The sequence below is a fragment of the Gemmatimonadales bacterium genome (genome assembly GCA_036265815.1).
In the GTDB taxonomy this organism is placed as follows: domain Bacteria; phylum Gemmatimonadota; class Gemmatimonadetes; order Gemmatimonadales; family GWC2-71-9; genus CAVVWJ01.
The window spans coordinates 124,237-147,185 of the sequence record DATAOI010000022.1 but is presented as its reverse complement, the minus strand read 5'-3'; the positions used below and the strand labels follow the sequence as shown (position 1 = coordinate 147,185).

Sequence of the window (22,949 nt, the reverse complement as noted above, 5' to 3'; positions counted from 1 at the left end):
ATGGTGATGCCGGGGGACAACGTGCAGATGACCATCGAGCTGATCACCCCGATCGCCATGGACGAGGGGCTCCGCTTCGCCATCCGCGAGGGCGGCCGCACCGTCGGGGCCGGCGTCGTCACCAAGATCCTGAAGTAAAGGCGGACACATCATGACGCAGAAAATCCGCATCCGGCTCAAGGCCTTCGATCACGTGGTGCTGGACCAGGCCGCGGCCGACATCGTCCGGACCGCCGAGAAGACCGGCGCCCAGGTGTCCGGCCCCATCCCGCTGCCGGTCAAGACCGAGCGCTGGACGGTGCTCCGGAGCCCGCACGTCGACAAGAAGAGCCGGGAGCAGTTCGAGCTCCGGACCCACAAGCGGCTGCTGGACATCAACGACTCCCGTCCGCAGACGATGGACGCATTGACCAAGCTCGACCTCCCGGCCGGGGTCGACGTCGAGATCAAGGTCGAATAGCGATGACTACTGGATTGATCGGCCGGAAGCTCGGGATGACCCGGGTGTTCACGGCGGACGGCACGGCGGTGCCGGTGACGATCATCGAGGCCGGCCCCTGCCGCGTGGTGCAGGTGCGCGAGGGCGGCGTGCAGCTCGGCTTCGGCGCCCGGCGGGCCCAGCGCACCACGCGAGCGGAGCTGGGGCACGCCAAGAAGGCGGGGCTGGAGACGGCACCGCAGGTGCTCCGGGTGTTCGATGTTGCCGACGGCCAGTCGCCGGCGCCAGGCGCCGAGGTGAAGGTCGACATCTTCGCGCCGGGCGAGCTGGTGAAGGTCACCGGCACCACCAAGGGTCGCGGATTCCAGGGCGTGGTGCACCGCTACGGCTTCGGCGGCGGCCCGGCCACCCACGGCAACACCCGCCACCGGAAGCCGGGCTCGATCAGCCCGGGCACCGACCCGTCCCGGGTCATCAAAGGCAAGCGGATGCCCGGCCACATGGGCGCCGAGCGGCATACCGAGCTCGGGCTGACGGTGGTCAAGGTGGACGCGGAGCGGAATCTCCTGTTCGTCCGCGGCGCCATCCCGGGCTCCAAGAACGGCATCGTCACGGTGGCGAAGCAGGGAGGACCCAGCCGTCATGATTGAGGCCCCGCACTACTCCGCTGCCGGCGCCCGGCGCGACGCGACGTTCGCGCTGCCGGAGGAGTACTTCGACGGCACCGTGAACGAGCCGGTGCTGCACCAGGCGGTGAAGGTGTTCCTGAACAACCAGCGCCAGGGCACCCACCAGACCAAGACCCGGAGCTTCGTCTCCGGTGGCAATCAGAAGCCCTGGAAGCAGAAGGGCACCGGCCGGGCGCGGCAGGGCTCCACCCGCGCACCGCATTGGCGGGGCGGCGGCATCGTCTTCGGTCCGAGCCCGCGGGACTATCGCACCGACATCCCGCGCAAGGTCAAGCAGCTGGCGCGGAAGTCGGCGCTCAACGCGCGGGCCCGCGAAGGCGCGCTGCACGTGGTGGAGCGGTTCGCCTTCCGCGCTCCCAAAACGGCGCAGCTGGCCCAGCTGCTGGCGAGCCTGGGCCTGGCGGGCCGCAAGGTCCTGCTGCTCACCGCCGAGCACAACGAGAACGTCTATCTCAGCGGTCGCAACATCCCGTCGGTGGACGTGATGGGGTACACCCAGGCCGCCGCGTACGACGTGCTCTGGTCGGACGCCGTGGTGGTGGAAGAGGGCGCGCTCACCGGCGTCATGCCCGAGCCGCTGGCCGACGAGCCCGAGCAGCCGGCCGAGGCCAGGCCGGCCAAACGCTCGGCCAGCCGGAGCACGGCCAAGCCGGCCAAGAAGGCGTCGAGCAAGCCCGCCGCCCAGGCCGCGAAGAAGGCGGCGAAGGCGGCCAAGTCGGCCAAGAAGGCGGCGAAGAAGCCGGCCGCCAAGAAGGCCGCGGCCAAGAAGCCCGCCGCCAAGAAGCCGGCGTCGAAGCCGAAGAAGAAAGGGTCCAAGTAAATGCCCGCGCTGCACCAGATCATCGTCCGCCCGGTGGTGACCGAGAAGAGCTCGGCCGCCTACCAGACGCGGAAGGAGTACGCCTTCGAGGTGCACCCGGAGGCCAACAAGTACCAGATCCGGGACGCACTGCAGCAGCTCTTCGGGGTCACCGCCACGGCCGTCCGCACCATGCAGATGCGCCGGCATTCGGTCACCCGCGGCCGCACCCGCGGGACGACGCCGCGCTGGAAGAAGGCGATCGTCACGCTCAAAGAAGGCGACTCGATCGCCGTGTTCGAGGGCTGAGATGAGCATCAGGCAATTCCGGCCGATGACGGCCGCCACCCGCTTCAAGTCGGTGTCCGGGTTCGATGAGATCACTCGGGCCACGCCGGAGAAGTCGCTGGTCGAGCCGCTCAAGAAGAGCGGCGGGCGCAACAACCAGGGTCATCTGACGTCCCGGCACCGGGGCGGCGGCCACAAGCGGCAGTACCGGAAGATCGACTTCAAGCGGAACAAGTTCGGGATTCCGGGGAAGGTCGCGGAGATCGAATACGATCCCAACCGGAGCGCCCGCATCGCCCTCATCGTCTACGCCGATGGGGAGAAGCGATACATCCTGCACCCCAAGGGGCTCAACCAGGGCGACACCGTGGTGTCCGGACCGGGCACCGACACCCGCACCGGGAACGCGCTGCCGCTGGGTGAGATCCCCCTGGGCACTACGGTGCACAACATCGAGCTCAAGATCGGCAAGGGCGGGCAGATGGCCCGGACCGCCGGGTCGAGCGCGCAGGTGGTGGCCAAGGAAGGTGACTACGTCACCCTCCGGCTGCGGTCGAGCGAGATGCGCCTGGTGCACGCCCGCTGTCTCGCCACGGTCGGCGAGGTGGGCAACTCGGAGCACGAGCTTCTCTCGGTGGGCAAAGCGGGCAAGAGCCGCTGGCTGGGCCGGCGGCCCAAAGTCCGCGGCGTGGCGATGAACCCGGTGGATCACCCGCTGGGCAGCAGCAAGGGCAAGTCCTCGAACGGACGGCCACCGGTCTCGCCCTGGGGCAAGCCGGAGGGCCGGAAGACCCGGCACAAGAAGAAGGCCTCTACCAAGCTCATCGTGCGCGGACGGAAGCGCGGGAAGGCGACACAGTAATGGCGCGGAGCGTAAAGAAGGGCCCCTTCGTCCTGGAGTCGCTCATGGAGAAGGTCCAGGTCCTCAACAGCAAGAACGAGAAGCGGGTGGTGAAGACCTGGAGCCGGGCGAGCACCATTCTGCCCGAGTTCGTGGGGCACACCTTCGCGGTGCACAACGGGAACAAGTTCGTCCCGGTGTACGTGACCGAGAACATGGTCGGCCACAAGCTGGGCGAGTTCGCGCCGACGCGGCTGTTCCGCGGCCATAGCGGCAAGCTGGTGGCGGACAAGAAGGCCAAGCCGGAGTAATCATGAGCGGCTATGCGATTCAGCGGCTGGTGCGCCAGTCGCCCCGGAAGATGCGGCTCGTCATCGATCTCATCCGCGGCAAGGACGTGAACGAGGCGTACGCCATCCTCAAGTTCAACAAGAAGCTGGCGGCCAAGCAGATCGCCAAGACGCTGAAGTCGGCGGTGGCCAACGCGGAGCAGAAGGCGCTCCGGGACAACGCCAGCTTCGATCCGGACGCGCTCTTCGTGAAGACCGCCATCGTCAACGGCGGGCAGCCGCTCAAGCGCTTCACGGCGGCGGCGCAGGGGCGGGCCACCCCCATCAGGAAGCGCACCAGCCACGTGGAGATTCGCGTGGAAGCCAAGGAGAACGAGTAATGGGCCAGAAGACGCACCCGATCGGGCTCCGGCTCGGCATCGTCAAGCAGTCGTCGTCCCGGTGGTTCGCCACCAAGGACATGCCGGCGCTGCTCAAGGAGGACGAGCTGGTCCGGAAGTACCTGAAGCAGCGGCTGGGCCACGCGGCCATCGCCCAGATCGACATCGAGCGGCGGCCCGGCAAGGTCACCATCACGGTGCACACCGGGCGGCCGGGCGTGGTGATCGGGAAGCGGGGCGCCGAGGTGGACAAGCTGCGCGACGAGCTGGCCCAGCTCACCGGCAAGGAAGCGGCCATCAACGTGGAAGAGATCAAGCGGCCGGAGCTCTCGGCCCAGCTGGTCGGCGACAACATCGCGCACCAGCTCACCCAGCGGATCTCCTTCCGCCGCGCCATGAAGCGGGCGGTGCAGAGCGCGATGCGGATGGGGGCCCAGGGCATCAAGGTCCGCGCGGCGGGCCGGCTGGGCGGGGCGGAGATCGCGCGCACCGAGGGGTACCACGAGGGCCGGGTGCCCCTGCACACGCTGCGGGCGGACATCGACTACGCCACCAGCACCGCGAAGACCACCTACGGCACCATTGGCATCAAGGTCTGGATCTTCAAGGGCGAGGTGATCGAGGACGTGTCCGGCCGTACCTACAGCACGGGGGCCTGAGTCCGATGCTGGCGCCCAAGCGGATCAAGTTCCGCAAGACGTTCAAGGGCCGGACCAAGGGCATCGCCAGCCGGGGGAACACCGTGGCATTCGGCGAGTTCGGTCTGATGAGCCTGGAGCCGGGCTGGGTCACCAGCCGGCAGATCGAAGCCTCCCGCGTGGCGATGACCCGGGAGATGAAGCGCGGCGGCAAGGTCTGGATCCGGATCTTCCCCGACAAGCCGATCACCAAGAAGCCGGCCGAGACCCGCATGGGCAAAGGCAAGGGCAACCCCGAGGGCTGGGTGGCGGTGGTCAAGCCGGGCCGGGTCATGTTCGAGGTCGAGGGCATCAGCGAGGACCTCGCCAAGAAGGCGCTGGCGCTCGCCTCGGCCAAGCTGCCGGTCCGGACGCGCTTCATCAAGCGCGAGGAGATCTGAGCGATGAAGGCGAACGAGATCAGGGAGATGTCGGTGGAGACCCTGAAGACCCGGCTGGAGGAGCTCGTCACCGAGCGCTTCAACCTGCGCTTCCGGTCCGCCACCGAGTCGATCGAGAACCCGATGCGCTTCCGGGCCATCCGGCGCGACATCGCGCGGCTGCAAACGATTCTCCGGGAGAAGCAAGCCCATGGCTGACCAGGCGACGCGGACGCGGGCCAAGCGGAAGACCCGCACGGGCGTAGTGACCAGCGACAAGATGGAGAAGACGGTCACCGTCTCCCTGGTCCGGCGCTACGCGCACCCGGTGTACGGCAAGCAGGTCACCCGGACCAAGACGGTCAAGGCGCGGAACGAGCAGGGCGCCAAGACCGGTGACACGGTCCGCATCATGGAGACCCGGCCGCTCGCCAAGACGGTGCGCTGGCGGGTCACCGACATCGTCCTCCGGGCCAAATAGCCATGGTGCAACAGGAATCGATTCTTCGGATCGCGGACAATTCGGGCGCCCGCCGGGCGCTGGTGATCCGCGTGCTGGGCGGGAGCAAGCGTCGCTACGCCGGCCTGGGCGACATCGTGGTGGTGGCCATCAAGGACGCCATTCCCACCGGCCAGGTGAAGAAGGGCGACGTGGCCAAGGCGGTCATCGTGCGGACGGCCAAGGAGACCCGCCGGAAGGACGGCTCCTACATCCGGTTCGACGAGAATGCCGCTGTCCTGATCAACGACGCGGGCGAGCCGCGGGCCACCCGCATCTTCGGCCCGGTCGCCCGGGAGCTGCGCGAGAAGCGCTACATGAAGATCGTCTCGCTCGCCCCGGAGGTACTGTAGCATGAAGCCGCTCGTCTATAAGAAGGCCAAGCGGGTGCGCCACCAGGCGCCGGTACGGACGCGCCTCCGGATCACCAAGGGTGACACGGTCCAGGTCATCTCGGGTGACGACAAAGGCAAGCGGGGCCGGGTGCTGCGGGTGAACCCCAAGACCGCGCGCATCACCATCGAGGGCGTCAACGTGGTGAAGCGGCACCGGCGGGCCACCCAGACGTCGGAGGCCGGGATCGTGGAGTTCCCGGCGCCGATCCATCATTCGAAGGCGATGCTGATCGATCCCAAGAGCGGGGAGCCCACCCGGGTCCGGCGCCGGGTGGACGCCGACGGCACCGTGGAGCGGATCGCCGTCAAGTCGGAGCAGCCGATCCCGAGGAACCGGTAAGATGGCAGACGAACTCAAAGAGGGCGGGAAGGGCGGGAAAGACGGTAAGGGCGGTAAGGGCGGTAAGGGGGCGCAGCCGGGCAAGGGGGCGCCCGCTCAACCTCCCGCCAAAGGTAAGGGAAAGGATAAAGCGCCGGCCGGAGCGGTGGACCACGCACCCAAGGCCGCCGAGGGCACGCCCCGGCTGCAGGAGTTCTACGAGAAGACCGTCCGCGCCAAGCTGCAGAAGGATTTCGGACTGCCCAACAAGCACCAGGTCCCGCGGATCACCAAGGTGGTGCTCAACATCGGCATGGGCGACGCGGGGAAGAATCCCAAGCAGCTCGAGGCGGCTGTGGACGAGCTGGGGCTGGTCACCGGACAGCACGCGGTGGTCACCCGCGCCAAGAAGGCGATCGCCAACTTCGGCCTCCGGGCCGGCATGCCGGTCGGCGCCACGGTGACGCTCCGCCGGGCGCGGATGTACGAGTTCCTCGATCGCTTCATCACCCTGGCGATCCCCCGGATCCGGGACTTCCGCGGGCTGCCCAACCGGAGCTTCGACGGGCGGGGGAACTACACCTTCGGCATCAAGGAGCAGATGATCTTCCCCGAGATCGACTTCGATAAGGTGGAGAAGATCCATGGGATGGACATCACCATCGTGACGTCGACCGACCGGGACGATCTGGCGATGGCCCTGCTGCGCGAGTTGGGCTGGCCGTTCCGCGGCGAGACCCCGCAGCGCGTCGCCTAGAGGAGACGAGAGGAATGGCAAAGACTGCCTGGATCGAACGAGCCAAGCGCACGCCGAAGTTCAAGGTGCGTACCGTCCGCCGCTGCCAGCGGTGCGGCCGGTCGCGCGCCGTCCTGCGGAAGTTCGGCCTCTGCCGCATCTGTTTTCGTGAGCTCGCCCTGAAGGGGGAAATCCCGGGCGTGCGCAAGGCCAGCTGGTAAGGGGACATAGGGAATGAGCCTGACAGATCCTGTCGCGGATATGCTCACTCGCATCCGGAACGCCTGCTCGGCGGGCCATCGGCGCGTCGACATGCCGGTGTCCAAGCTGAAGGCCGAGGTGGCCCGGCTGCTGCGTGACAACCACTACATCGCGGATTTCAAGATCCTCGATGACGGCGCCCACGGCGTCCTGCGGTTGTACCTGAAGTATCACAACGAGCTCCCGGTCATCCGGGAGATGCGGCGCGTCTCGACGCCCGGCCTCCGGCGCTACGTCAAGTGCCGTGAGCTCCCGCGGGTCAAGAATGGGCTCGGCATGGCGATCGTCTCGACACCCAAGGGGTTGATGACCGACCGCGAGGCCCGTACCGCCAACCTCGGCGGCGAGCTGCTCGCCGTGGTCTGGTAGGAGGCCGCCATGTCGCGCATCGGCAAGAAGCCGGTCACCCTGCCCAAGGGCGTGAATCTCGAGCTGCAGGGGCAGACCGTCGCGGTGAAGGGACCCCGGGGCGAGCTCCGGCGGACCCTGCATCCCGAGATGCAGCTCGCCTTCGACAAGGGCGTCCTCACGGTAGCCCGGCCCAGCGAGGACAAGCGGCACAAGGCGCTGCACGGACTCACCCGCACCCTGGTGCAGAACATGGTCGACGGGGTGTCCAAGGGCTTCGTCAAGACGCTGGAGATCCAGGGCGTGGGGTACAAGGCGGAGGCCAAGCCGTACGGCGTCAACCTGGTGGTGGGCTACTCCCACCCGGTCAAGTACGAGGCGCCGAAGGGAATCAAGATCTCGGTGGAGGGCAACACCACGGTCAAGATCGAAGGCGCCGACAAGGAGGCCGTGGGGCAGGTCGCGGCCGAGCTCCGTGCCGTCCGCCCGCCCGAGCCATACAAGGGCAAGGGCATTCGCTATCAGGGTGAGCAGGTCCGCCGCAAGGCCGGCAAGACAGGAGCCAAGTAAGCATGCGCACCATTCACGCGCCCAAGACCCGCACCGATCTGCGCTATCGCCGCCACCTGCGGGTGCGCCGTCGGCTGGCGGGCACCGCCGAGCGGCCGCGGCTCGTGGTGTTCCGTTCGCTCAAGCACATCTACGCCCAGCTGGTCAACGACGATCTCGGCGTGACCCTGCTCGGCGTCAGCGACGCCAGCGAGGGCATCCAGGCCGAGGGCGCCGGGAAGGTGAGCCGGGGCAAGGCGGTGGGCAAGCTGCTGGCAGAGAAGGCCAAGGCGGCCGGGGTCACCAAGGTGGTGTTCGACCGTGCGGGTTACCGTTACCATGGTCGCGTGCAGGCCGTCGCCGACGGCGCGCGCGAAGGTGGATTGGAGTTTTAAATGGCTGAAGAGACGGCAGGCACCACTCAGAGCGGGCCGGGCTCCCACAGCGGGCCAGGGTCGGAAGGCACCGCCGCGCAGACGGGCAATCCCGCCGACGGGCCGGGCGTTGCCGAGCGGCCGGCCGGCACCGACCGACCGCGCGGGCGGGGCGGGCGGGGTGGAGGCGAGCGGAGTGGCGGCGGGCGCGGCCCGCGGCGCGACCGCGGCGACCGCGACCACCAGAGCGACCATGTCGAGAACGTCATCGCGATCAACCGGGTGGCCAAGGTGGTGAAAGGTGGCCGGCGGTTCTCGTTCAACGCCCTGGTCGCGGTGGGTGACGGCAAGACCAAGGTGGGCATCGCCACCGGCAAGGCCAACGAGGTCTCCGAGGCGGTCCGCAAGGCGGTCGAGGCGGCCAAGCGGTCGATGGTCGAGCTGCCCAAGACCGGCTCCACCATCCCGCACGAGGTCCTGGGCAAGCACGGCGCCGGCCGGGTCCTGCTCAAGCCGGCGGCCACCGGAACCGGCGTCATTGCCGGCGGGCCGGTGCGCGCGGTGCTGGAATGCGCCGGAATCACCGACATTCTGACCAAGAGCCTCGGCTCGTCCAACGCGCACAACATGGTGCGGGCCACGATGAACGGCCTGGGCCAGCTGGTCTCCGTACGTCAGGTGGCGCGCGAGCGCGGGGTCGAGTTCGACCAGATCGCCTACAAGCCGCGGCAGGGGGCCTGATCATGGGTCGCAATCCGGTCGTGGGGCGTCAGGGCCCCGAATATCACGCCGCCACGATTCCAGCCGAGGCGGAGGCGGGCACCCTGGCTGTGAAACAGATCCGCTCGGAGATCGGCCACTCGGAGACCATGCGGCGCACCCTGCGCTCGCTGGGCCTCCGGCATCACCAGCAGACCGTCCGGCTCGCCAACTCGGCGTCGATTCGCGGCATGCTGTTCAAGGTGCGGCACCTCGTCGAGGTGACGCCGGTGGAGGAGCGCTGATGGCAGACGAGATCAGGACCCTCACCTTGTCGTCGCTCCGGCCGGCCCGCGGCTCGACCCAGGCGCGGAAGCGCGTCGGGCGCGGGCCCGGCTCCGGGCTGGGCAAAACGTCGGGCAAGGGCAACAAGGGACACAAGGCACGCACCGGCGGCGGGACCAATCCGGGCTTCGAGGGTGGCCAGATGCCGATGTACCGGCGGCTGCCCAAGCGCGGGTTCACCAACCCGTTCCGGGTCGCGGCCCAGCCGGTCAACCTGTCCCAGCTCAAGAAGGTCACCGCCAGCGAGATCACGCCCGAGACGCTGTACTCGGCGCGACTCATCGGGAAGATCGACGTCCCGGTCAAACTGCTGGGCACCGGCGACGCCGACCGGGCCTATACGGTTCGGGGCGTCGCCCTTTCCGCGTCGGCGCGCGCGAAGATCGAGGCGGCCGGCGGCACCATCGAGGGGTAAGTGACCGCACCACGCGTTCCCGGGCTGGCCATCGACGAAGAGCTGAAGCGCAAGCTTCTGTTCACCCTGCTCGCGCTCGTCATCTACCGGATCGGCGCTCACATCGCCGCACCGGGGGTGAACGTCACCGCGCTGGCCGACTTCATCCGGAACTCCGCCGCCGCCGGGTTCTTCGGACTGTACGACGCTCTGGGCGGCGGCCTCTCCCGGGCCACGGTGTTCGCGCTCGGGATCATGCCCTACATCTCGGCCTCGATCATCTTCCAGCTGGCCGGCGGGGTGGCCCCGTCGATCGGCAAGATGCAGAAGGACGAGGAGGGCAAGAAAAAGATCACCCAGTGGACCCGGTACCTCACCGTGTTCATCTCGCTCTCCCAGGCCTACACCTTCGCGCTGTTCACCGAATCGATTCCCGGCGCGATCGCCAACCCCGGCTTCGCCTCCCGCCTCATCATGGTGGTCACCCTCACCACGGGCGCGATCTTCGTCATGTGGCTGGGGGAGCAGATCACCGAGCGCGGCATCGGCAACGGGATGAGCCTGCTCATCACCTTCTCCATCCTGGAGCGGCTCTGGCCCGGCACGCTCCAGCTGCTGCAGTTCATCCGGAGCGGCGTGGTGAGCGCACCCGGCGCCGTGCTCTTCCTGGCGATTCTGGTGGCGGTGATCGCCGCGGTGGTGGGCATGACCATCGCGGCCCGGCGCATCCCCATCCAGATTCCCCGGAAGGTGATGGGCCGCGGCCGCATCCGGGAAGGGCAGAAGACCTTCATCCCGATCCGGCTGATCACGGCCGGCGTGATGCCGATCATCTTCGCCCAGACGATCATCATCGTCCCGGGCACCCTGGCCAGCTTCACCAAGAACCCGGTGCTCACCGACATCGCCGCCTTCTTCACGCCGGGCGACCTGCCGTACGACCTCACCTTCGCGGTGATGATCCTGCTGTTCAGCTACTTCTACACCTCGATCATCTTCAACTCGGTCGACCTGGCGGAGAACCTGAAGAAGCAGGGAGGATTCATCCCCGGCGTGAAGCCCGGGGCGAGCACGGCGGATTACATCGACTCGGTGCTGGCGCGGATCACCCTGCCGGGCGGCCTCTTCCTCGCCGGGATCGCGCTGCTGCCGATCCTGGTCTCCAAGTGGCTCAGCATCCCGACCCGCGGCTTCGGCGGCACGTCGGTGCTCATCGTGGTCGGCGTGCTGCTGGACACGATCGCCCAGATCGAGCAGCACCGCACGCTCAGGAAGTACGACGGCTTCATGAAGACGGGGCGGGTGAAGTTCCGGGGACGGCAGCAGAGGTACATGTAGCGCGGGGGGAAGGCGGTAAGGGCGGTAAGGACGGGAAGGGCGGTAAGGTTCGCGATGGAGGCCCTGCGCCCTTACCGCCCTTCCCGTCCTTACCGCTCTTACCGCCTCTCCGCAATCGACCATCTCGAAAGGACACCGTGGACATCCTCCTCATGGGCCCGCCCGGCGCGGGGAAAGGCACGCAGGGCGCGCTACTGGCGTCGGCGTACGGGCTTCCCAAGTTCGCCACCGGTGACCTGCTGCGGGACGCGGTGAAGCGGGGCACGCCCCTGGGACGCCAGGCCAAGGCCATCATGGAGGCGGGACATCTCGTGAGCGACGACATCATTCTCGGGGTAGTACGGGAGGAGCTGGGCAAGCCGGAGGCCGCCAAGGGAGTGATCTTCGACGGTGTGGTCCGTACCATCCCGCAGGCCGAAGGGGTGGAGCAGATCCTGGCGGACCAAGGACGCAAGATCGACGCGGTGCTCTTCTTCGACGTGACCGACGAGGAGATCCTGGCCCGGCTGGGCCGGCGGCGGGTGGAGGAGCAGCGGCCCGACGACGATCCGGCCGCCGTCGGCATCCGGCTTCGAGCGTACCGGGAGCAGACCGCCCCGGTGCTCGCCTGGTACGAGGCCCGGAACGGTGTCAAACGGGTGCCCGCGGTCGGCTCGGTCGAGGAGATCGCCGGACGGGTGCGGAAGGCGCTGGGACGGTAGTGTGATCACCCTCAAGTCCCCCAAGGAGATCGAGGTCATGGCGCACGCCGGCGGGATCGTGGCGGGCACCCTGGCGCTGATGCGGAAGATCCTCCGGCCCGGGATGACGACCGAAGATCTCGACGTGGCGGCCGAGTCGTTCATCCGGAGCCACGAGGGAGCAACGCCCTCGTTCAAGGGGCTCTATGGGTTCCCCAAGACGCTCTGCACTTCGATCGACCAGGAGATCGTGCACGGCATCCCCTCACCCAAGCGGGTGCTCAAGGAGGGGAGCCTGGTGAGCGTGGACGTCGGGGTGCAGTTCGAGGGTCTGCACGCCGACTCGGCCACGACCTTGCCCGTCGGGAAGGTCACCCCGGAGGCGATGCGCCTGCTCGCGGTGACGCAGGAATGTCTGGTCGCGGGCATCGCCCAGGCGAGAGTGGGGAACCACGTGGGCGACATCGGGCACGCGGTGCAGACCGTGGCGGAAGGGGCGGGATACGGCGTGGTGCGCGAGCTGGTAGGGCACGGGATCGGGACCCGGTTCCACGAGGAGCCCCAGATCCCCAATTACGGCAGCCCCAAACGGGGGCCGCGCCTGCTGGAAGGGATGACCCTCGCCATCGAGCCGATGATCACCATCGGGAGCCCGGCCACCAGGACGCTGGCGGACAAGTGGACCGTCGTGACTGCCGACGGGACGCTTTCCGCGCACTTCGAGCACACCGTCGCCATCACGGCGAACGGCACCAGGATCCTGACCACGAGCTGAGGGTCAGACCACCCGCTCGTTCAGCAACTGTCGCACCCGCCACTCCGTCGCCTCGACCCGCTCCAGCAGCGCCAGCGCCCGCTCCAGCGTCGCCTTCGCGCTCGGCGCGCCCTGGACATTGCTGCGGATGGCCCAGTAGGCGCTCCTGGCCGCGCCGGCCGCCAGGAAGCTGGCCGTTGCCGCATCGCCCACCGCGCTGGCGAGTCCCCCGTCCGCCATCGCCGAGGCCAGCTCCGCGATCTCGGCGAGTCGCCCCAGCAGCTCGAGCTGCAGGGCCGTGCCGGTCCGGAGCGCCGCCTGCTTGGCCATCTCCCGCGCCGCGCGCTCGGCCTCGCTGGCCCGGGGCAACGCGAGGGCCTCACCGAAGCGGACGAACGCCTCCGCGTCTTGCGCGGCGAGGTCGACCAGCTCGCGGCTCAGCTCCGTGGTCCGGTCCAGCGAGCGCTGGGCCTGCGGATGGACGGCCGCGTACTTCTCCCGCTGCAGCGTAAGCCCGGCCACCATGCCCAACAGCGCGGACGCCAGTGCTCCGCCCAGAGCGGCCGCGGTGCCCCCGGCGGCGGCAGCGCTGGGACGGGCCAGGGCGGCGATCCATTCGCCCAGCGGGCTCTCCGGGCCGGGCAGCGAGGGGTCGCGCTGAGCGTCGAGTGGCATTCAGTCCTCCGAGGCGAGCACGTCGAGGAGCCAGGCGTGGATGGCGGGATTTCCGGCGACGATGGCGGTATGCTCGATGCCCACGTCCCGGCCGGCCGGGTCGGTCACTCTGCCCCCCGCCTCGCGAATGAGCAGCACACCGGCGGCGATATCCCAGATGGAGAGCTGCTGCTCCCAGAAGCCGTCGAACCGCCCGGCGGCCACGTCCGCCAGATCGAGCGCGGCGGAGCCGGGCCGGCGAATGCCGCTGGTGCGCGCGGCGACCCGGGCGAACTGCCGCTGGTATTCCGCCATGCGGGTGACATCCTTGAAGGGGAACCCGGTGCCGATGAGCGCGAACCCCGGATCCTCGATGGCGGAGACCGAGAGGCGGCGCTCGCCCTGCCAGGCGCCGCCCCCGCGTGTGGCGTGATACATCTCGTTGCGGGGGACCTGCAGGACCACGCCCGCTTCCAGCACCCCGTCCACCGCCGCGGCGATGGAGACGGCGTAGCTGGGAAAATCGTGCAGGAAGTTGGTGGTGCCGTCGAGCGGATCGACGATCCAGACCAGCCCGTCGGTGACGATCTCGGGCCGGAGCTCCTCGCCCACCATCCGCGCGCCCGGCGCGGCCGCCAGCAGCGTCTCCGCGATCATCTGCTCGGCGGTGCGATCGACCTCGGTGACGAAGTCGCGGCTCCCCTTGAAGCTCCAGCGGCTGGGATCGGCAGGCCGCTGCACCGAGCGCAGGTATCCGGCCGCGCGTCCCGCGGCCGCCGTGGCAAGGTGCAGTAAGTCCAAGGCAGACACTGTCTTGCTGGCCTCTACCGAACCGGGTAACTTGGGTGATGCCACGGATATTCTCGGGGATTCAACCGTCCGGCGAGCTGCATATCGGCAACTGGCTCGGCGCGGTCCAGAATTGGGTGACCCTCCAGCTCAGCTACGACTGCATCTACTGCGTCGTAGACCTGCACGCGATCACCGGAAAGTACGATCGAGCCACACTGGTCCAGCGAACGCGCGACATGGCCGTCGGCCTGCTGGCGTCGGGGATCGATCCCGCCCGGGTCATCCTGTTCGTCCAGTCCCACGTGCCGGAGCATTCGGAGCTGCAGTGGCTGCTCAATACCATCACGCCGGTCGGCGAGCTCGAGCGGATGACGCAGTTCAAAGATAAGGCTCAGCGCTTCGAAAGTGTCCCGGCCGGCGTGTTGAACTATCCCATCCTCATGGCGGCGGATATCCTGCTCTACCGCGCGGACCTGGTCCCGGTAGGCGACGACCAGACCCAGCACCTGGAGCTGACCCGGGAGATCGCCCGCAAGTGGAACGCGGAGTTCGGTGGGGGCGAGGAGTATTTTCCCGAGCCCAAGCCGCTCCTCACCGAGGCCAAGCGGATCGTCGGGCTGGACGGCCAGGCCAAGATGTCGAAGAGCCTGGGGAACACCATCGGCCTGCTCGACACGCCGGAGGAGATCTGGGCCAAGCTCCGGCCCGCCAAGACCGACCCAGCGCGGGTGACGAAGCGGGACCCGGGCACTCCCGAGGTCTGCAACATCTACCACCTGCACCAGTACTTCTCGCCGCCCGAGACGGTGGCGCTGGTGGCGGAGAACTGCCGGGGCGCCAAGTGGGGCTGCCTCGACTGCAAGCGGGTCCTGGCCGACAACATGATCCGCACCCTCGCGCCTATCCGGGAGCGTGCGCTGGAGCTGCAGGCCCAGCCCGAACGGGTGGACCAGATCCTGGGCGACGGCGCGGCGGCCGCCCGGCGCATCGCCGCGGAGACCATGCGGGAAGTGCGCGAGCGGATGGGGTTCCTGCCGGCCGACTGCCGGACCTCTCACTTTTCGACCTGACGGCGTCCCATGGAAAAGATCATCAAGGCGGCAGTCGAGCGCGGCGCGTCCGACCTGCACATCAAAGCCGGGGACGTCTTCCGTGCGCGGATCAACGGCAAGCTGGTGCCGCTCACCAAGCAGCGCCTGACGCCGGACCAGACCAAGGCGATCGCCCTCAAGCTGATCAGCACCGACCACGACCGGGCCCAGCTCGATCGCCTGCGCGACTTCGATTGTTCCTGGGGCATGCCCGGCGTCGGGCGGTTCCGGGTCAACGTGCTGCGCCAGCGCTCCTCGTTCATGATCGTGATGCGGGTCATCCCCTTCGCCGTGCCCACCATCGAGTCGCTCCGGCTGCCCGAGGTGCTCAAGACCGTGGCCGACTCGGAGCGGGGACTGGTGCTGGTCACCGGCGTGAGCGGCAGCGGAAAGACCTCGACGGTGGCCGCCATCATGCATCACATCAACAGCACCATGCACAAGCACGTGATCACCATCGAGAATCCGATCGAGTTCCTGCACCGCGATCTGAGCTGCTCGATCACCCAGCGTGAGGTCGGCGTCGACACCGACAGCCTGGCCGTCGGGCTCCGTGCGGCGCTCCGGCAGGACCCCGATGTGGTGGTCCTCGGCGAGATGGCGGACGCGGAGACCATCGATACGGCGGTCAAGGCGGCGGAGCGGGGCCATCTGGTCATCGCGTCCCTGCCGACGCCCGATGTCGTCACCACCATCGAGCGCGTGCATGCCACGCTGCCGGCCGAGGAGCGGGAGATCGGCCGCATGCGGTTCTCCGAATCGTTGCGCGCGGTGATCTCCCAGCAGCTCCTGCCCCAGAAGGGGAAGGAGGGCCGGGTCGCGGCGGTCGAGGTGCTGATCACCACCCCCGCGGTTCGGGAGTGCCTGACCTATCCCTCCCGCACGACCGAGCTCCGGCGCCACATGGCCGACGGCAAGAAGCAGTTCGGGACCCAGACCTACGAGCAGCATCTCGCGGAGCTGGTCGAGGCCGGCCTCATCAGCCAGGAGACCTCCAAGGCGGCGGTGGCCCTCGCCGGCCTGCCCGGGACCGGCGGCGGGTCTGGCAAGAAAGGCTCGAAGCAGGCGTCCGGCTGATCCACCCGCCCATGCCGAGCCTGGAGCAGACCATGGCTTTGGTGCTGAGTCTTCCTCGCGAGGCGGGCACCGCGGCCGGACTGCAGGCACGGGAGGCGGTCACCACCCACCTCACCGGGCTCGGCTATCGGGTCTCGGTCCAGCCATTCACCTTCGCGCCGTCCAGCCTCAACGCTCTGCCCGTCTTCGGCGCGGGGCTCGGCGGACTGGCGCTGCTGCTGCTGCCGCTCCTCTGTCTGCCAGGCGCTCCCCGGTGGGGAGCCCTTCTCCTCTGGGTGAGCGGCCTCGCCAGCCTGGCCCTGCTCTCGTTTGGGATCGGCGCCGGCTGGATCACCCTGGGCGCGGTGCTCCGGGACGACGCCAACCTCATCGCCACCCGCGGCGACGTCCCCATCCGGCGCTGGATCGTGGCCCATCTCGACACCAAGGCGCAGGGGCATTCCATGGCGGGCCGCCTGGTGGCGGTCTGGGTGATCGGCGCGGCCGTGGCCGTACTGAGCATGCTGGCGGCGCTCCGACTCCGCCACTCCGAGCCGCTGCCTCTGGTGGCGGCGGGCGCGCTGCTGGCGCTGGTGGCGGGCGCCTTGGCGGGCGGAGGACGACTCCGCGGGACTTCGCGCGGCGCCCGGGATAACGGAAGCGGCGTCTTCGCGGCCCTGGCGGCCGCCGAGGCTTCGACGGACCCGACAAGCGGCGTGCTCATCACCGGCGCGGAAGAGTTCGGGCTGGTCGGCGCCCGGGTATTCGCCCGGCTCTCCTCCGATCGACTGCGCGGGTCAGCGGTCATCAACCTGGACACCATCGACCAGGAGGGCCAGCTCTACCTGGTGAGCCACGACGCGCGGGGGGATGCACTGGCCGAGACGGAGGCCACCCGCCTCGCGGCCGCCGGGCTCCATGCCCGGCGCCGTCGCCTGCCGCTCGGAATTCTGGTGGACAGCCTGCCACTGGCCCGGACCGGCGTGCCGGCACTGACGGTCGGGCGGCTCACCTGGCGTACCCTCCAGAGAATTCACACGTCACGGGACACGCCCGAGGACCTCTCACTCGCTGCCGCGGAGCGGATCGGCCGGGCGCTCGGCTCGAATTGACGTTTGCCTCTCCAGCGCATAGGTTTCGCCGAGGATGCTGGAGCCCCGCGAGGGGCTCTTTTCATTGGTCGACCGGGAGACACCGCATGTTCGACGCGAAGACCACCTGCGTGGTGGTCGTCGGTGCCCAGTGGGGCGACGAAGGCAAGGGCAAGCTGGTCGACGTCCTGGCCGAGCGGGCCGAGCTGGTGGTGCGCTACCAGGGAGGGGCCAACGCCGGACACACGGTGGTCATCGGCGATTCCCAATTCATCCTTCGGCAAATCCCTTCCGGCATCCTCCATCCGGGCGTCTCCTGCATCGTCGGCAACGGAGTAGTGCTCGATCCCGAGACCCTGTTCGGCGAGCTGGACCAGCTGGCGGCGAGAGGAATCGACACCAACGGCCGCTTTTTCATCTCGGACCGGGCCCACCTGGTGCTGCCCTACCACAAGCTGCTGGATGCGGCGAGCGAGAAGAGCCAGAAGCTGGGGACCACCGGCCGCGGCATCGGCCCGGCGTACGAGGACAAGTACGGGCGGCGGGGCATCCGAGTCACCGACCTGCGCCGGCTGGAATGCGCGCGCACCATGCTGGCGGACCGGGTCGGCCGGGCCAACCGCCTGCTGGAGATGATGGGGAGCGGCGAGCGCGCCTCACTCGACCAGCACGTCGCGCTGCTCGAGCGGCTGGCGCCTCGACTACTCCCGCTCGCCGCCGACACCGGCCTGGTGGTCCATCGCGCGGTCCGCGCCGGTCGCCGGGTGCTGCTCGAAGGCGCCCAGGGCGCGCTGCTCGACGTCGACCACGGCACCTACCCCTTCGTCACCTCCTCCAACACTACCGCCGGAGGGGCGGCCGTGGGCGCCGGGATCGGACCCACCGCGATCGACGGCGTGCTTGGGGTGGTCAAGGCGTACACCACACGAGTGGGAAATGGCCCGCTGCCCACCGAGGCCGAGGCGCCGTTCGGCGAGCGGCTGCGGGAGCTGGGCGGCGAGTTCGGTGCAGTCACCGGGCGGCCCCGCCGGTGCGGCTGGTTTGACGCCACGGTGGTGCGCTACGCCGCACGGGTGAACGGGTTGACCGGGCTCGCCGTCACCAAGCTGGATGTCTTGGATTCCTTCGCCGAGGTCCCGATCTGCAGCGCGTACCGGCTAGACGGGGCGAGTTGCGGAGAGATGCCGGCGGAGGTGGACGCGCTCGGGCGAGTGCAGCCGGTCTACGAGGTACAGCCCGGCTGGCAGCGGCCCACCGGAGACGCGCGGCGTCTGGCCGACCTGCCCACGGCGGCACGGGCGTATCTGGACCGGCTGCAGGCGCTCATCGACGTGCCGGTGCGGTACGTGAGCGTCGGCACCCGCCGCGATCAGATCATCGAGGTATGAGCGAGCCGACCGAGCTTCTGGTCATCGGCGCCGGGCCCATCGGCCTGGTGGTGGGCATCGCCGCCAAGCAGGCGGACCTGTCCTGCGTGCTGCTCGACCGGCGCACCATCGTCTCGACCATCGAGCGCTATCCGCTGAGTATGACCTTCTTCTCCACGCCGGAGCGAATCGAGATCGGTGGCATCCCCTTCATCGCCAGCCACGAGAAGCCGACTCGGCACGATGGGCTGCTGTACTACCGACGAGTCGCGGAGCACTTCGGGCTCGATATCCGCCCGGGAGAGGAAGTGGTGGACGTGGCGCGGGAGCCCGAGGGCGGGTTCCGGGTCGACGTGCGCCGGCCCCACGACCGGGTCTCCTACCGTACGGACGCGGTGGTGTTCGCCACCGGGTACTACGACAACCCCAACTTCCTCCGCATCCCGGGCGAGGAGCTGCCCCACGTCTCCCACTACTTCATCGAGGGACATCCCTACTGGCACCGGCGAGTGGTGGTGATTGGGGCGGGGAACAGCAGCGTGGATGCGGCGCTGGAATGCTGGCGGGCGGGTGCGACGGTGACACTGGTCCACTTCGGCGAGGGCTTCGACCGCACGGTCAAGGCGTGGGTGCTGCCCGACATCGTGAACCGGGTGAAGGAAGGGAGCATCGGAGTGCGCTGGCGGTCCCGGATCCGGGCGATCACTCCGGTGGACGTGGAGCTCGTCTCCGAAGCGACCGGCGAGATGGAGCGGCTCCCGGCCGACGCGGTCCTCGCCATGACCGGCTATCACGCCGATACCTCCCTGGTCCGCCGGCTCGGCGTGCCGGTCGATCCCGAGACTGGGATCGCCGCGCACCACAGCGACTCGATGGCGACACCGGTGGAAGGCTGCTATCTGGCGGGGGTGATCGCGAGCGGGAACGATGCGAACCGTCTCTTCATCGAGAACTCCCGCGGGCATGGCGATCTCATCGTCAGCCACATCCTGGCGCGACAGCGGGCGGCCAAGGTCCGTGCCGGGCGGAAGGCGGCGGGTTAGGCGATCTCCTCCAGGGTGATCCGGTCGTCCCACCGTTGCATCATCTCGATGAACGCCGACGACATGGCGGGATCGAACTCGGTCCCCGAGCGTTTTCCCAGGTACTCCAGCGCTTCGGCAGATGTCCAGGCGTCGCGATACGGCCGCCGGGTGCGGAGCGCGTCGTAGACGTCGCACACGTGAACCAGCCGGCTCGCCTGGTGCACCTCGCGCTCGTAGTGCGCCCGCGGATACCCGCTGCCGTCATGTCCCCGGTGATGCTCGTACGCCACCACCGCCGCGAGATCGAGCGGCTCGCTGCCCTCGAGAATCATGCGAGCCCCGTCCGCCGGATGGGCCTCGACCACTGCGCGCTCCTCGGCTGTCAGCTTCCCCGGCTTGGACAGGATCTCGCGTGGAATCCGCACCTTGCCCAGGTCGTGCAGCAGTCCCGCCAGTCCGAACGCCCGCACCGCCGGCGGCGCCAATCCGAGAAACTCGCCCAGCGCCATGGTGAGCACCGACACGTTCATCGAGTGGGTGGTCGTGTACTGATCGAACTCCTTGAGCTGCAGCAGCGGCATCACCATGGCCTGGCCGCCGTGCATCGCCATGGAGAGCGACCGTACGACGCCGTAGGCCTCGAGCATCGGTATCGGCTTGCCCGCGCCGACCTCCTGGTGCACCCAGCCAACGGCATCGCGCTCTTCCCGCAGCGAGTAGGCGAGCGTGGCCACCGGCAGCGGCTCGCTGCTGGCGGCCGGGCAGCCGGTGTCGTCGATCCGGATCCGGCCGAAGCGGATCCCTTCCGGACCGTCCTGCCACAGGTCGCCCCGGGGGTCGCCGGCAAGACCGAGAACCGCGGCTGCGTGACCCAGGAAGCGCTCGAACTGCGGCTCCGATACGGGACCCGTGATTTCCAGCCGCTCGATACCGCCCTGGGCGAAGCGGGCGCTCCACTCCCAGCGCTCGAGCTCGGGCAGCAGATCTCGCCCGAACAGGACCTCCTCCGGCAGGAAGGTGAAGACCAGCGACGGCCGGCCCTGCTGAACGTCGGAAAGCTGGCGGTAGGCGGCGTCAGCGGCGCGTCGCACGGCTGGATGACCCTCGCCGTACAGACCGAGGGTGGAGAGGGCGTGCGACAGCGCGGTGAGGAACCGGACCGGCTCGCTCATGCGAAGCGCAGCGTGGCGGCGTCGCGGATCTCGGGATCGTGGTGTTTCCGCGCGACCGCGAGCATGCTTTGGACCTGCGGATGCGCACCCCAGTAGCGCGCCAGCGCGGCCAGGGTGGCCAGCATGACCGGCGACTTCGATTGCAGGCGCCAGCCGAAGATATGCTGCCGCGCGCCGGAGAGCTGGAGCAGCCGCTCCACCGCCCGCGGTCCGCTGTGCCGAGCCACCACCCGGATCGCCAGGGCCCGGAGCTCCCCCGGGCGGCGCCAGTCGTCGGTGAATCGCTCCACGGCGCAAAGCGCTTCCGGCGGGCAGGCCTCAACTGCCGCCCGAAGCACCAGGGTCACGATCTCCGGGCTCGCATCCTCCAGCCCGTGCACGATCGCCGAGGTTCGGTGGGCGGGAAACTCCAGGAGAAGCTTGTAGGCCTCGCGCCGGAGCCGCGGCTCGGGATCACGGGCGTAGGTCACCGCCGAGAATCCGGCGGGCCAGGTGTGCAGGGTCCGCAGCAGCGCGAGCAGGTTCCGCTGCACGTACCAGGGTGCCTTGGCGAGCCGCGCGGCCGCGGCGGGCGCGACGGTGTGGCCGATTGCCTGGAGCAGCTGTAAGGTCCGCGCCCGTGCAGCGCGGTCGACCGATCGCTCGAGCACGTCCAACAGCGGCTCCGTGGCCAGGGGGCCCAGCCGGCTGGCGAGGCCCTCGACCAGGGTGAAGTCGATGCGCTCCGCTGACAGCTCCGTCCGGAGCCGGGCCGGCGTCGCGACCAGTCGCCAGAGCTCGTCCGCCAGGGCGGACGGCGTGGGTGCGCGGCACAGCAGCTCGATCGCGGCCCCGGTCTGCCCGTCGCTCAGGAGGTCGTCGATCGCCCCGCGGACACGGGGACCGTCGCAGTCGATCTCCAGCGCGATCTGCAGCACCACCTGGGGCTCGCAGTCGAGCCGCTCCTCTGCCTCGGGCGACGCATCCGGCGACTGGCGCACCATCCCGTCCAGCACCGCCGTGTAGTTGCCGGGGTTCGGGTCCTCCAGATCCCAATCGGTGATGAGCTGCGCCACGTTGCGGCGCAAGGTCGACTCCGCTTCCGCCCGGTGCCGCTCGGGTCCCTGCTCGGCGTGGTGGGCAAACTTGTGGAGCAGGCGGAGGAGCTGATGCGAGATGGTCTGTCCGGTCGTGGTGGCGGCCGCCTCGACCACCTCGATCACCGCGTCGACCGCGAGCACTTCGGAGGCCGTGAGCGCGAAGCGGCGGCGCTCGCGATCATCGGCGCCGGCCTCGAGCACCCGCCGGAGAGTCTCGGGTTTGAGCGAGGTGACCAGCCGGGAGACGCGCTCGCGCACCCGCGGCTCCCAGGCGCCTTGCCGCCCGGACATCTCGTCGGCGATCTGACCCAGGTAGTCGAGGACCACGCGGTCGTAGGCCACCTGATCGGGCTGCGCGTCGATGGCGCGGGCCACCAGGAGTGGGTCCTCCGCGTCGTTGGCGGCACCACCGTCGGCGGTGAGGGCCAGGTGAGCCAAGCCTAGCCACAGGGTACCGCCCGCGGTGTGCTCCTCGATCGGCCCCTCGTCCTCGTCCTGGAGGAAGAGTCGGGTGAGCTCGGGCGGCTGGATCCGGAGATGGGACCAGGACGAACCAGCCTCGGGCCGGAGCCCGAACGGACCGCGCTCGTCCTGCGGATCCGCCGCCAGTACGCCCAGCAACTCGTCGATCTCCTGCAGCGCGATGCCGCGCTCGAAGCGCACCGTGGCGATGCGGTGCCGGTGGAGCCGGCGCGCCAGGTCACTCAGCAGGGCATTTCGTGGATCGGTGGCGACGCCCGCGACGATGAGCTGATGGCGGGCCACGCCGATGGCGAGCGAGTCGCGCGGGGCCAGCAAGGACTCCAGCCGATTGACGAAGCGCTCGGTGGATTCCTGCAGGTGGGGGTGGCCGAGCGGGTACATCGCGCGCTTGTGAAGCACGATCGAAAACTCGACCAGGAAATCAGCCAGGTCCCGGGAGAGCGTCGTGACGGATCGCGCGCCTGGCGGGGGAGAGCCGGGCGCGGGAGAGGGCGAGCTGGGTTCCTCGTGCCTCGAGCTCAGGGACATGGGTATCGGCCGGGTTGCGGTGCCCGCTGCAGAAGCAAGATTTCCGCCACTGGGCGGCCGTGGTCAAGTTATTGTGGCTAATTATCTTACGAAGTGTTGCGCGGCGGTATCGGGAGGATCGGAACGGGTCATCTGCG

The 22,949-nt window shown here is 69.0% G+C and carries 33 protein-coding genes and 1 pseudogene; 30 read left to right on the top strand and 4 right to left on the bottom strand.

What is annotated here, in order from left to right:
* The 25 genes and pseudogenes from tuf to map all read left to right on the top strand — a co-directional run.
* On the top strand, window positions 1-138 hold a 138-nt coding region (tuf, locus tag VHR41_04255; GenBank protein ID HEX3233381.1), incomplete at its 5' end, for an elongation factor Tu.
* Between the two features lie 10 nt (window positions 139-148).
* Window positions 149-460 (top strand): 30S ribosomal protein S10, encoded by a 312-nt coding sequence (gene rpsJ, locus VHR41_04250; GenBank protein HEX3233380.1) that lies wholly within the window; start codon window positions 149-151, stop codon window positions 458-460.
* Between the two features lie 2 nt (window positions 461-462).
* Window positions 463-1,089 carry a 50S ribosomal protein L3 gene (gene rplC, locus VHR41_04245; GenBank protein ID HEX3233379.1) on the top strand — a complete coding sequence of 209 codons (627 nt, stop codon included), beginning with the start codon at window positions 463-465 and terminating at the stop codon, window positions 1,087-1,089.
* Window positions 1,082-1,948 carry a 50S ribosomal protein L4 gene (gene rplD, locus VHR41_04240; GenBank protein ID HEX3233378.1) on the top strand — a complete coding sequence of 289 codons (867 nt, stop codon included), beginning with the start codon at window positions 1,082-1,084 and terminating at the stop codon, window positions 1,946-1,948. The genes rplC and rplD overlap by 8 nt, the downstream gene beginning before the upstream one ends.
* Complete coding sequence (gene rplW, locus VHR41_04235; GenBank protein HEX3233377.1) at window positions 1,949-2,236, top strand: 50S ribosomal protein L23; 288 nt, start codon at window positions 1,949-1,951, stop codon at window positions 2,234-2,236.
* 1 nt (window position 2,237) lies between these two features.
* Complete coding sequence (gene rplB / locus VHR41_04230) at window positions 2,238-3,077, top strand: 50S ribosomal protein L2 (GenBank protein ID HEX3233376.1); 840 nt, start codon at window positions 2,238-2,240, stop codon at window positions 3,075-3,077.
* The gene (gene rpsS / locus VHR41_04225; GenBank protein ID HEX3233375.1) at window positions 3,077-3,367 is read left to right on the top strand and encodes a 30S ribosomal protein S19; all 291 of its coding nucleotides are present in this window, start codon (window positions 3,077-3,079) and stop codon (window positions 3,365-3,367) included. The genes rplB and rpsS overlap by 1 nt, the downstream gene beginning before the upstream one ends.
* Window positions 3,368-3,369: 2 nt before the next feature.
* Window positions 3,370-3,726, top strand: coding sequence for a 50S ribosomal protein L22 (gene rplV, locus VHR41_04220; GenBank protein HEX3233374.1), 357 nt, complete (start codon window positions 3,370-3,372; stop codon window positions 3,724-3,726).
* Window positions 3,726-4,385, top strand: coding sequence for a 30S ribosomal protein S3 (rpsC, locus tag VHR41_04215; GenBank protein HEX3233373.1), 660 nt, complete (start codon window positions 3,726-3,728; stop codon window positions 4,383-4,385). The genes rplV and rpsC overlap by 1 nt, the downstream gene beginning before the upstream one ends.
* Before the next feature lie 5 nt (window positions 4,386-4,390).
* The gene (gene rplP, locus VHR41_04210) at window positions 4,391-4,804 is read left to right on the top strand and encodes a 50S ribosomal protein L16 (protein ID HEX3233372.1); all 414 of its coding nucleotides are present in this window, start codon (window positions 4,391-4,393) and stop codon (window positions 4,802-4,804) included.
* A 3-nt stretch (window positions 4,805-4,807) separates the two neighbouring features.
* Window positions 4,808-5,002: a 50S ribosomal protein L29 gene (rpmC, locus tag VHR41_04205; GenBank protein HEX3233371.1), complete on the top strand. Its 195-nt coding sequence runs from the start codon at window positions 4,808-4,810 to the stop codon at window positions 5,000-5,002.
* Complete coding sequence (rpsQ, locus tag VHR41_04200; protein HEX3233370.1) at window positions 4,995-5,264, top strand: 30S ribosomal protein S17; 270 nt, start codon at window positions 4,995-4,997, stop codon at window positions 5,262-5,264. The genes rpmC and rpsQ overlap by 8 nt, the downstream gene beginning before the upstream one ends.
* Window positions 5,265-5,266: 2 nt before the next feature.
* Window positions 5,267-5,635, top strand: a complete 369-nt coding sequence (gene rplN / locus VHR41_04195) for a 50S ribosomal protein L14 (protein ID HEX3233369.1) — start codon at window positions 5,267-5,269, stop codon at window positions 5,633-5,635.
* Window position 5,636: 1 nt separating this feature from the next.
* Window positions 5,637-6,017, top strand: coding sequence for a 50S ribosomal protein L24 (gene rplX, locus VHR41_04190; GenBank protein HEX3233368.1), 381 nt, complete (start codon window positions 5,637-5,639; stop codon window positions 6,015-6,017).
* Window positions 6,018-6,162: 145 nt separating this feature from the next.
* Complete coding sequence (gene rplE / locus VHR41_04185) at window positions 6,163-6,753, top strand: 50S ribosomal protein L5 (GenBank protein ID HEX3233367.1); 591 nt, start codon at window positions 6,163-6,165, stop codon at window positions 6,751-6,753.
* A 14-nt stretch (window positions 6,754-6,767) separates the two neighbouring features.
* Window positions 6,768-6,953, top strand: a complete 186-nt coding sequence (locus VHR41_04180; protein ID HEX3233366.1) for a type Z 30S ribosomal protein S14 — start codon at window positions 6,768-6,770, stop codon at window positions 6,951-6,953.
* Window positions 6,954-6,966: 13 nt separating this feature from the next.
* Window positions 6,967-7,362 carry a 30S ribosomal protein S8 gene (rpsH, locus tag VHR41_04175; GenBank protein ID HEX3233365.1) on the top strand — a complete coding sequence of 132 codons (396 nt, stop codon included), beginning with the start codon at window positions 6,967-6,969 and terminating at the stop codon, window positions 7,360-7,362.
* A 9-nt stretch (window positions 7,363-7,371) separates the two neighbouring features.
* Window positions 7,372-7,911, top strand: coding sequence for a 50S ribosomal protein L6 (gene rplF, locus VHR41_04170; protein HEX3233364.1), 540 nt, complete (start codon window positions 7,372-7,374; stop codon window positions 7,909-7,911).
* 2 nt (window positions 7,912-7,913) lie between these two features.
* Window positions 7,914-8,285 carry a 50S ribosomal protein L18 gene (rplR, locus tag VHR41_04165; protein HEX3233363.1) on the top strand — a complete coding sequence of 124 codons (372 nt, stop codon included), beginning with the start codon at window positions 7,914-7,916 and terminating at the stop codon, window positions 8,283-8,285.
* Between the two features lie 237 nt (window positions 8,286-8,522).
* Window positions 8,523-9,005: pseudogene (rpsE, locus tag VHR41_04160) on the top strand (30S ribosomal protein S5).
* 2 nt (window positions 9,006-9,007) lie between these two features.
* Window positions 9,008-9,268, top strand: a complete 261-nt coding sequence (gene rpmD / locus VHR41_04155) for a 50S ribosomal protein L30 (GenBank protein HEX3233362.1) — start codon at window positions 9,008-9,010, stop codon at window positions 9,266-9,268.
* A complete protein-coding gene (gene rplO / locus VHR41_04150; protein ID HEX3233361.1) occupies window positions 9,268-9,723 on the top strand; it encodes a 50S ribosomal protein L15 in 456 nt (151 codons plus the stop codon). The genes rpmD and rplO overlap by 1 nt, the downstream gene beginning before the upstream one ends.
* Entirely contained in the window at window positions 9,724-11,040 is a 1,317-nt protein-coding gene (gene secY, locus VHR41_04145) for a preprotein translocase subunit SecY (GenBank protein HEX3233360.1), read from the top strand. It abuts the gene before it with no gap.
* 137 nt (window positions 11,041-11,177) lie between these two features.
* On the top strand, window positions 11,178-11,741 hold the full coding sequence (locus VHR41_04140) for an adenylate kinase (protein HEX3233359.1): 564 nt from the start codon (window positions 11,178-11,180) through the stop codon (window positions 11,739-11,741).
* A gap of 1 nt (window position 11,742) precedes the next feature.
* Entirely contained in the window at window positions 11,743-12,495 is a 753-nt protein-coding gene (gene map, locus VHR41_04135) for a type I methionyl aminopeptidase (GenBank protein HEX3233358.1), read from the top strand.
* A 3-nt stretch (window positions 12,496-12,498) separates the two neighbouring features.
* Here the strand turns inward: map and VHR41_04130 are convergent, their stop codons facing one another.
* On the bottom strand, window positions 12,499-13,149 hold the full coding sequence (locus VHR41_04130; protein HEX3233357.1) for a cyclodeaminase/cyclohydrolase family protein: 651 nt from the start codon (window positions 13,147-13,149) through the stop codon (window positions 12,499-12,501).
* Entirely contained in the window at window positions 13,150-13,929 is a 780-nt protein-coding gene (locus VHR41_04125; GenBank protein HEX3233356.1) for an inositol monophosphatase family protein, read from the bottom strand.
* Window positions 13,930-13,976: 47 nt separating this feature from the next.
* Here VHR41_04125 and trpS point away from each other — a divergent pair, with 47 nt between their 5' ends.
* The 5 genes from trpS to VHR41_04100 all read left to right on the top strand — a co-directional run bounded on the left by trpS (window position 13,977) and on the right by VHR41_04100 (window position 19,568).
* Window positions 13,977-14,990 (top strand): tryptophan--tRNA ligase, encoded by a 1,014-nt coding sequence (gene trpS, locus VHR41_04120; protein ID HEX3233355.1) that lies wholly within the window; start codon window positions 13,977-13,979, stop codon window positions 14,988-14,990.
* A 9-nt stretch (window positions 14,991-14,999) separates the two neighbouring features.
* The gene (locus VHR41_04115; GenBank protein HEX3233354.1) at window positions 15,000-16,088 is read left to right on the top strand and encodes a PilT/PilU family type 4a pilus ATPase; all 1,089 of its coding nucleotides are present in this window, start codon (window positions 15,000-15,002) and stop codon (window positions 16,086-16,088) included.
* 11 nt (window positions 16,089-16,099) lie between these two features.
* On the top strand, window positions 16,100-17,179 hold the full coding sequence (locus VHR41_04110) for a M28 family peptidase (GenBank protein HEX3233353.1): 1,080 nt from the start codon (window positions 16,100-16,102) through the stop codon (window positions 17,177-17,179).
* A gap of 86 nt (window positions 17,180-17,265) precedes the next feature.
* Window positions 17,266-18,546, top strand: a complete 1,281-nt coding sequence (locus tag VHR41_04105) for an adenylosuccinate synthase (protein ID HEX3233352.1) — start codon at window positions 17,266-17,268, stop codon at window positions 18,544-18,546.
* Window positions 18,543-19,568, top strand: coding sequence for a YpdA family putative bacillithiol disulfide reductase (locus VHR41_04100; GenBank protein HEX3233351.1), 1,026 nt, complete (start codon window positions 18,543-18,545; stop codon window positions 19,566-19,568). Before VHR41_04105 ends, VHR41_04100 begins: the two co-directional genes overlap by 4 nt.
* Here the strand turns inward: VHR41_04100 and VHR41_04095 are convergent.
* Window positions 19,565-20,722 (bottom strand): HD domain-containing phosphohydrolase, encoded by a 1,158-nt coding sequence (locus VHR41_04095; protein HEX3233350.1) that lies wholly within the window; start codon window positions 20,720-20,722, stop codon window positions 19,565-19,567. The two genes, VHR41_04100 and VHR41_04095, sit on opposite strands and share 4 nt — an antisense overlap.
* Window positions 20,719-22,683 (bottom strand): hypothetical protein, encoded by a 1,965-nt coding sequence (locus tag VHR41_04090; protein ID HEX3233349.1) that lies wholly within the window; start codon window positions 22,681-22,683, stop codon window positions 20,719-20,721. The genes VHR41_04095 and VHR41_04090 overlap by 4 nt, the downstream gene beginning before the upstream one ends.
* Window positions 22,684-22,949 lie beyond the last annotated feature (266 nt).

Coding starts and splice junctions, on each gene's coding strand:
- rplW (HEX3233377.1), top strand. CDS start 1,949: ATGCCCGCGCTGCACCAGATCATCGTCCGCCCGGTGGTGACCGAGAAG.
- rpsS (HEX3233375.1), top strand. CDS start 3,077: ATGGCGCGGAGCGTAAAGAAGGGCCCCTTCGTCCTGGAGTCGCTCATG.
- VHR41_04110 (HEX3233353.1), top strand. CDS start 16,100: ATGCCGAGCCTGGAGCAGACCATGGCTTTGGTGCTGAGTCTTCCTCGC.
- rplX (HEX3233368.1), top strand. CDS start 5,637: ATGAAGCCGCTCGTCTATAAGAAGGCCAAGCGGGTGCGCCACCAGGCG.
- VHR41_04115 (HEX3233354.1), top strand. CDS start 15,000: ATGGAAAAGATCATCAAGGCGGCAGTCGAGCGCGGCGCGTCCGACCTG.
- VHR41_04105 (HEX3233352.1), top strand. CDS start 17,266: ATGTTCGACGCGAAGACCACCTGCGTGGTGGTCGTCGGTGCCCAGTGG.
- rplN (HEX3233369.1), top strand. CDS start 5,267: ATGGTGCAACAGGAATCGATTCTTCGGATCGCGGACAATTCGGGCGCC.
- rpsC (HEX3233373.1), top strand. CDS start 3,726: ATGGGCCAGAAGACGCACCCGATCGGGCTCCGGCTCGGCATCGTCAAG.
- rplD (HEX3233378.1), top strand. CDS start 1,082: ATGATTGAGGCCCCGCACTACTCCGCTGCCGGCGCCCGGCGCGACGCG.
- VHR41_04100 (HEX3233351.1), top strand. CDS start 18,543: ATGAGCGAGCCGACCGAGCTTCTGGTCATCGGCGCCGGGCCCATCGGC.
- rpmC (HEX3233371.1), top strand. CDS start 4,808: ATGAAGGCGAACGAGATCAGGGAGATGTCGGTGGAGACCCTGAAGACC.
- VHR41_04180 (HEX3233366.1), top strand. CDS start 6,768: ATGGCAAAGACTGCCTGGATCGAACGAGCCAAGCGCACGCCGAAGTTC.
- rplO (HEX3233361.1), top strand. CDS start 9,268: ATGGCAGACGAGATCAGGACCCTCACCTTGTCGTCGCTCCGGCCGGCC.
- rplB (HEX3233376.1), top strand. CDS start 2,238: ATGAGCATCAGGCAATTCCGGCCGATGACGGCCGCCACCCGCTTCAAG.
- VHR41_04095 (HEX3233350.1), bottom strand. CDS start 20,722: ATGAGCGAGCCGGTCCGGTTCCTCACCGCGCTGTCGCACGCCCTCTCC.
- rpmD (HEX3233362.1), top strand. CDS start 9,008: ATGGGTCGCAATCCGGTCGTGGGGCGTCAGGGCCCCGAATATCACGCC.
- VHR41_04130 (HEX3233357.1), bottom strand. CDS start 13,149: ATGCCACTCGACGCTCAGCGCGACCCCTCGCTGCCCGGCCCGGAGAGC.
- rplC (HEX3233379.1), top strand. CDS start 463: ATGACTACTGGATTGATCGGCCGGAAGCTCGGGATGACCCGGGTGTTC.
- rplP (HEX3233372.1), top strand. CDS start 4,391: ATGCTGGCGCCCAAGCGGATCAAGTTCCGCAAGACGTTCAAGGGCCGG.
- rplR (HEX3233363.1), top strand. CDS start 7,914: ATGCGCACCATTCACGCGCCCAAGACCCGCACCGATCTGCGCTATCGC.
- rpsH (HEX3233365.1), top strand. CDS start 6,967: ATGAGCCTGACAGATCCTGTCGCGGATATGCTCACTCGCATCCGGAAC.
- rplV (HEX3233374.1), top strand. CDS start 3,370: ATGAGCGGCTATGCGATTCAGCGGCTGGTGCGCCAGTCGCCCCGGAAG.
- rplF (HEX3233364.1), top strand. CDS start 7,372: ATGTCGCGCATCGGCAAGAAGCCGGTCACCCTGCCCAAGGGCGTGAAT.
- rpsQ (HEX3233370.1), top strand. CDS start 4,995: ATGGCTGACCAGGCGACGCGGACGCGGGCCAAGCGGAAGACCCGCACG.
- trpS (HEX3233355.1), top strand. CDS start 13,977: ATGCCACGGATATTCTCGGGGATTCAACCGTCCGGCGAGCTGCATATC.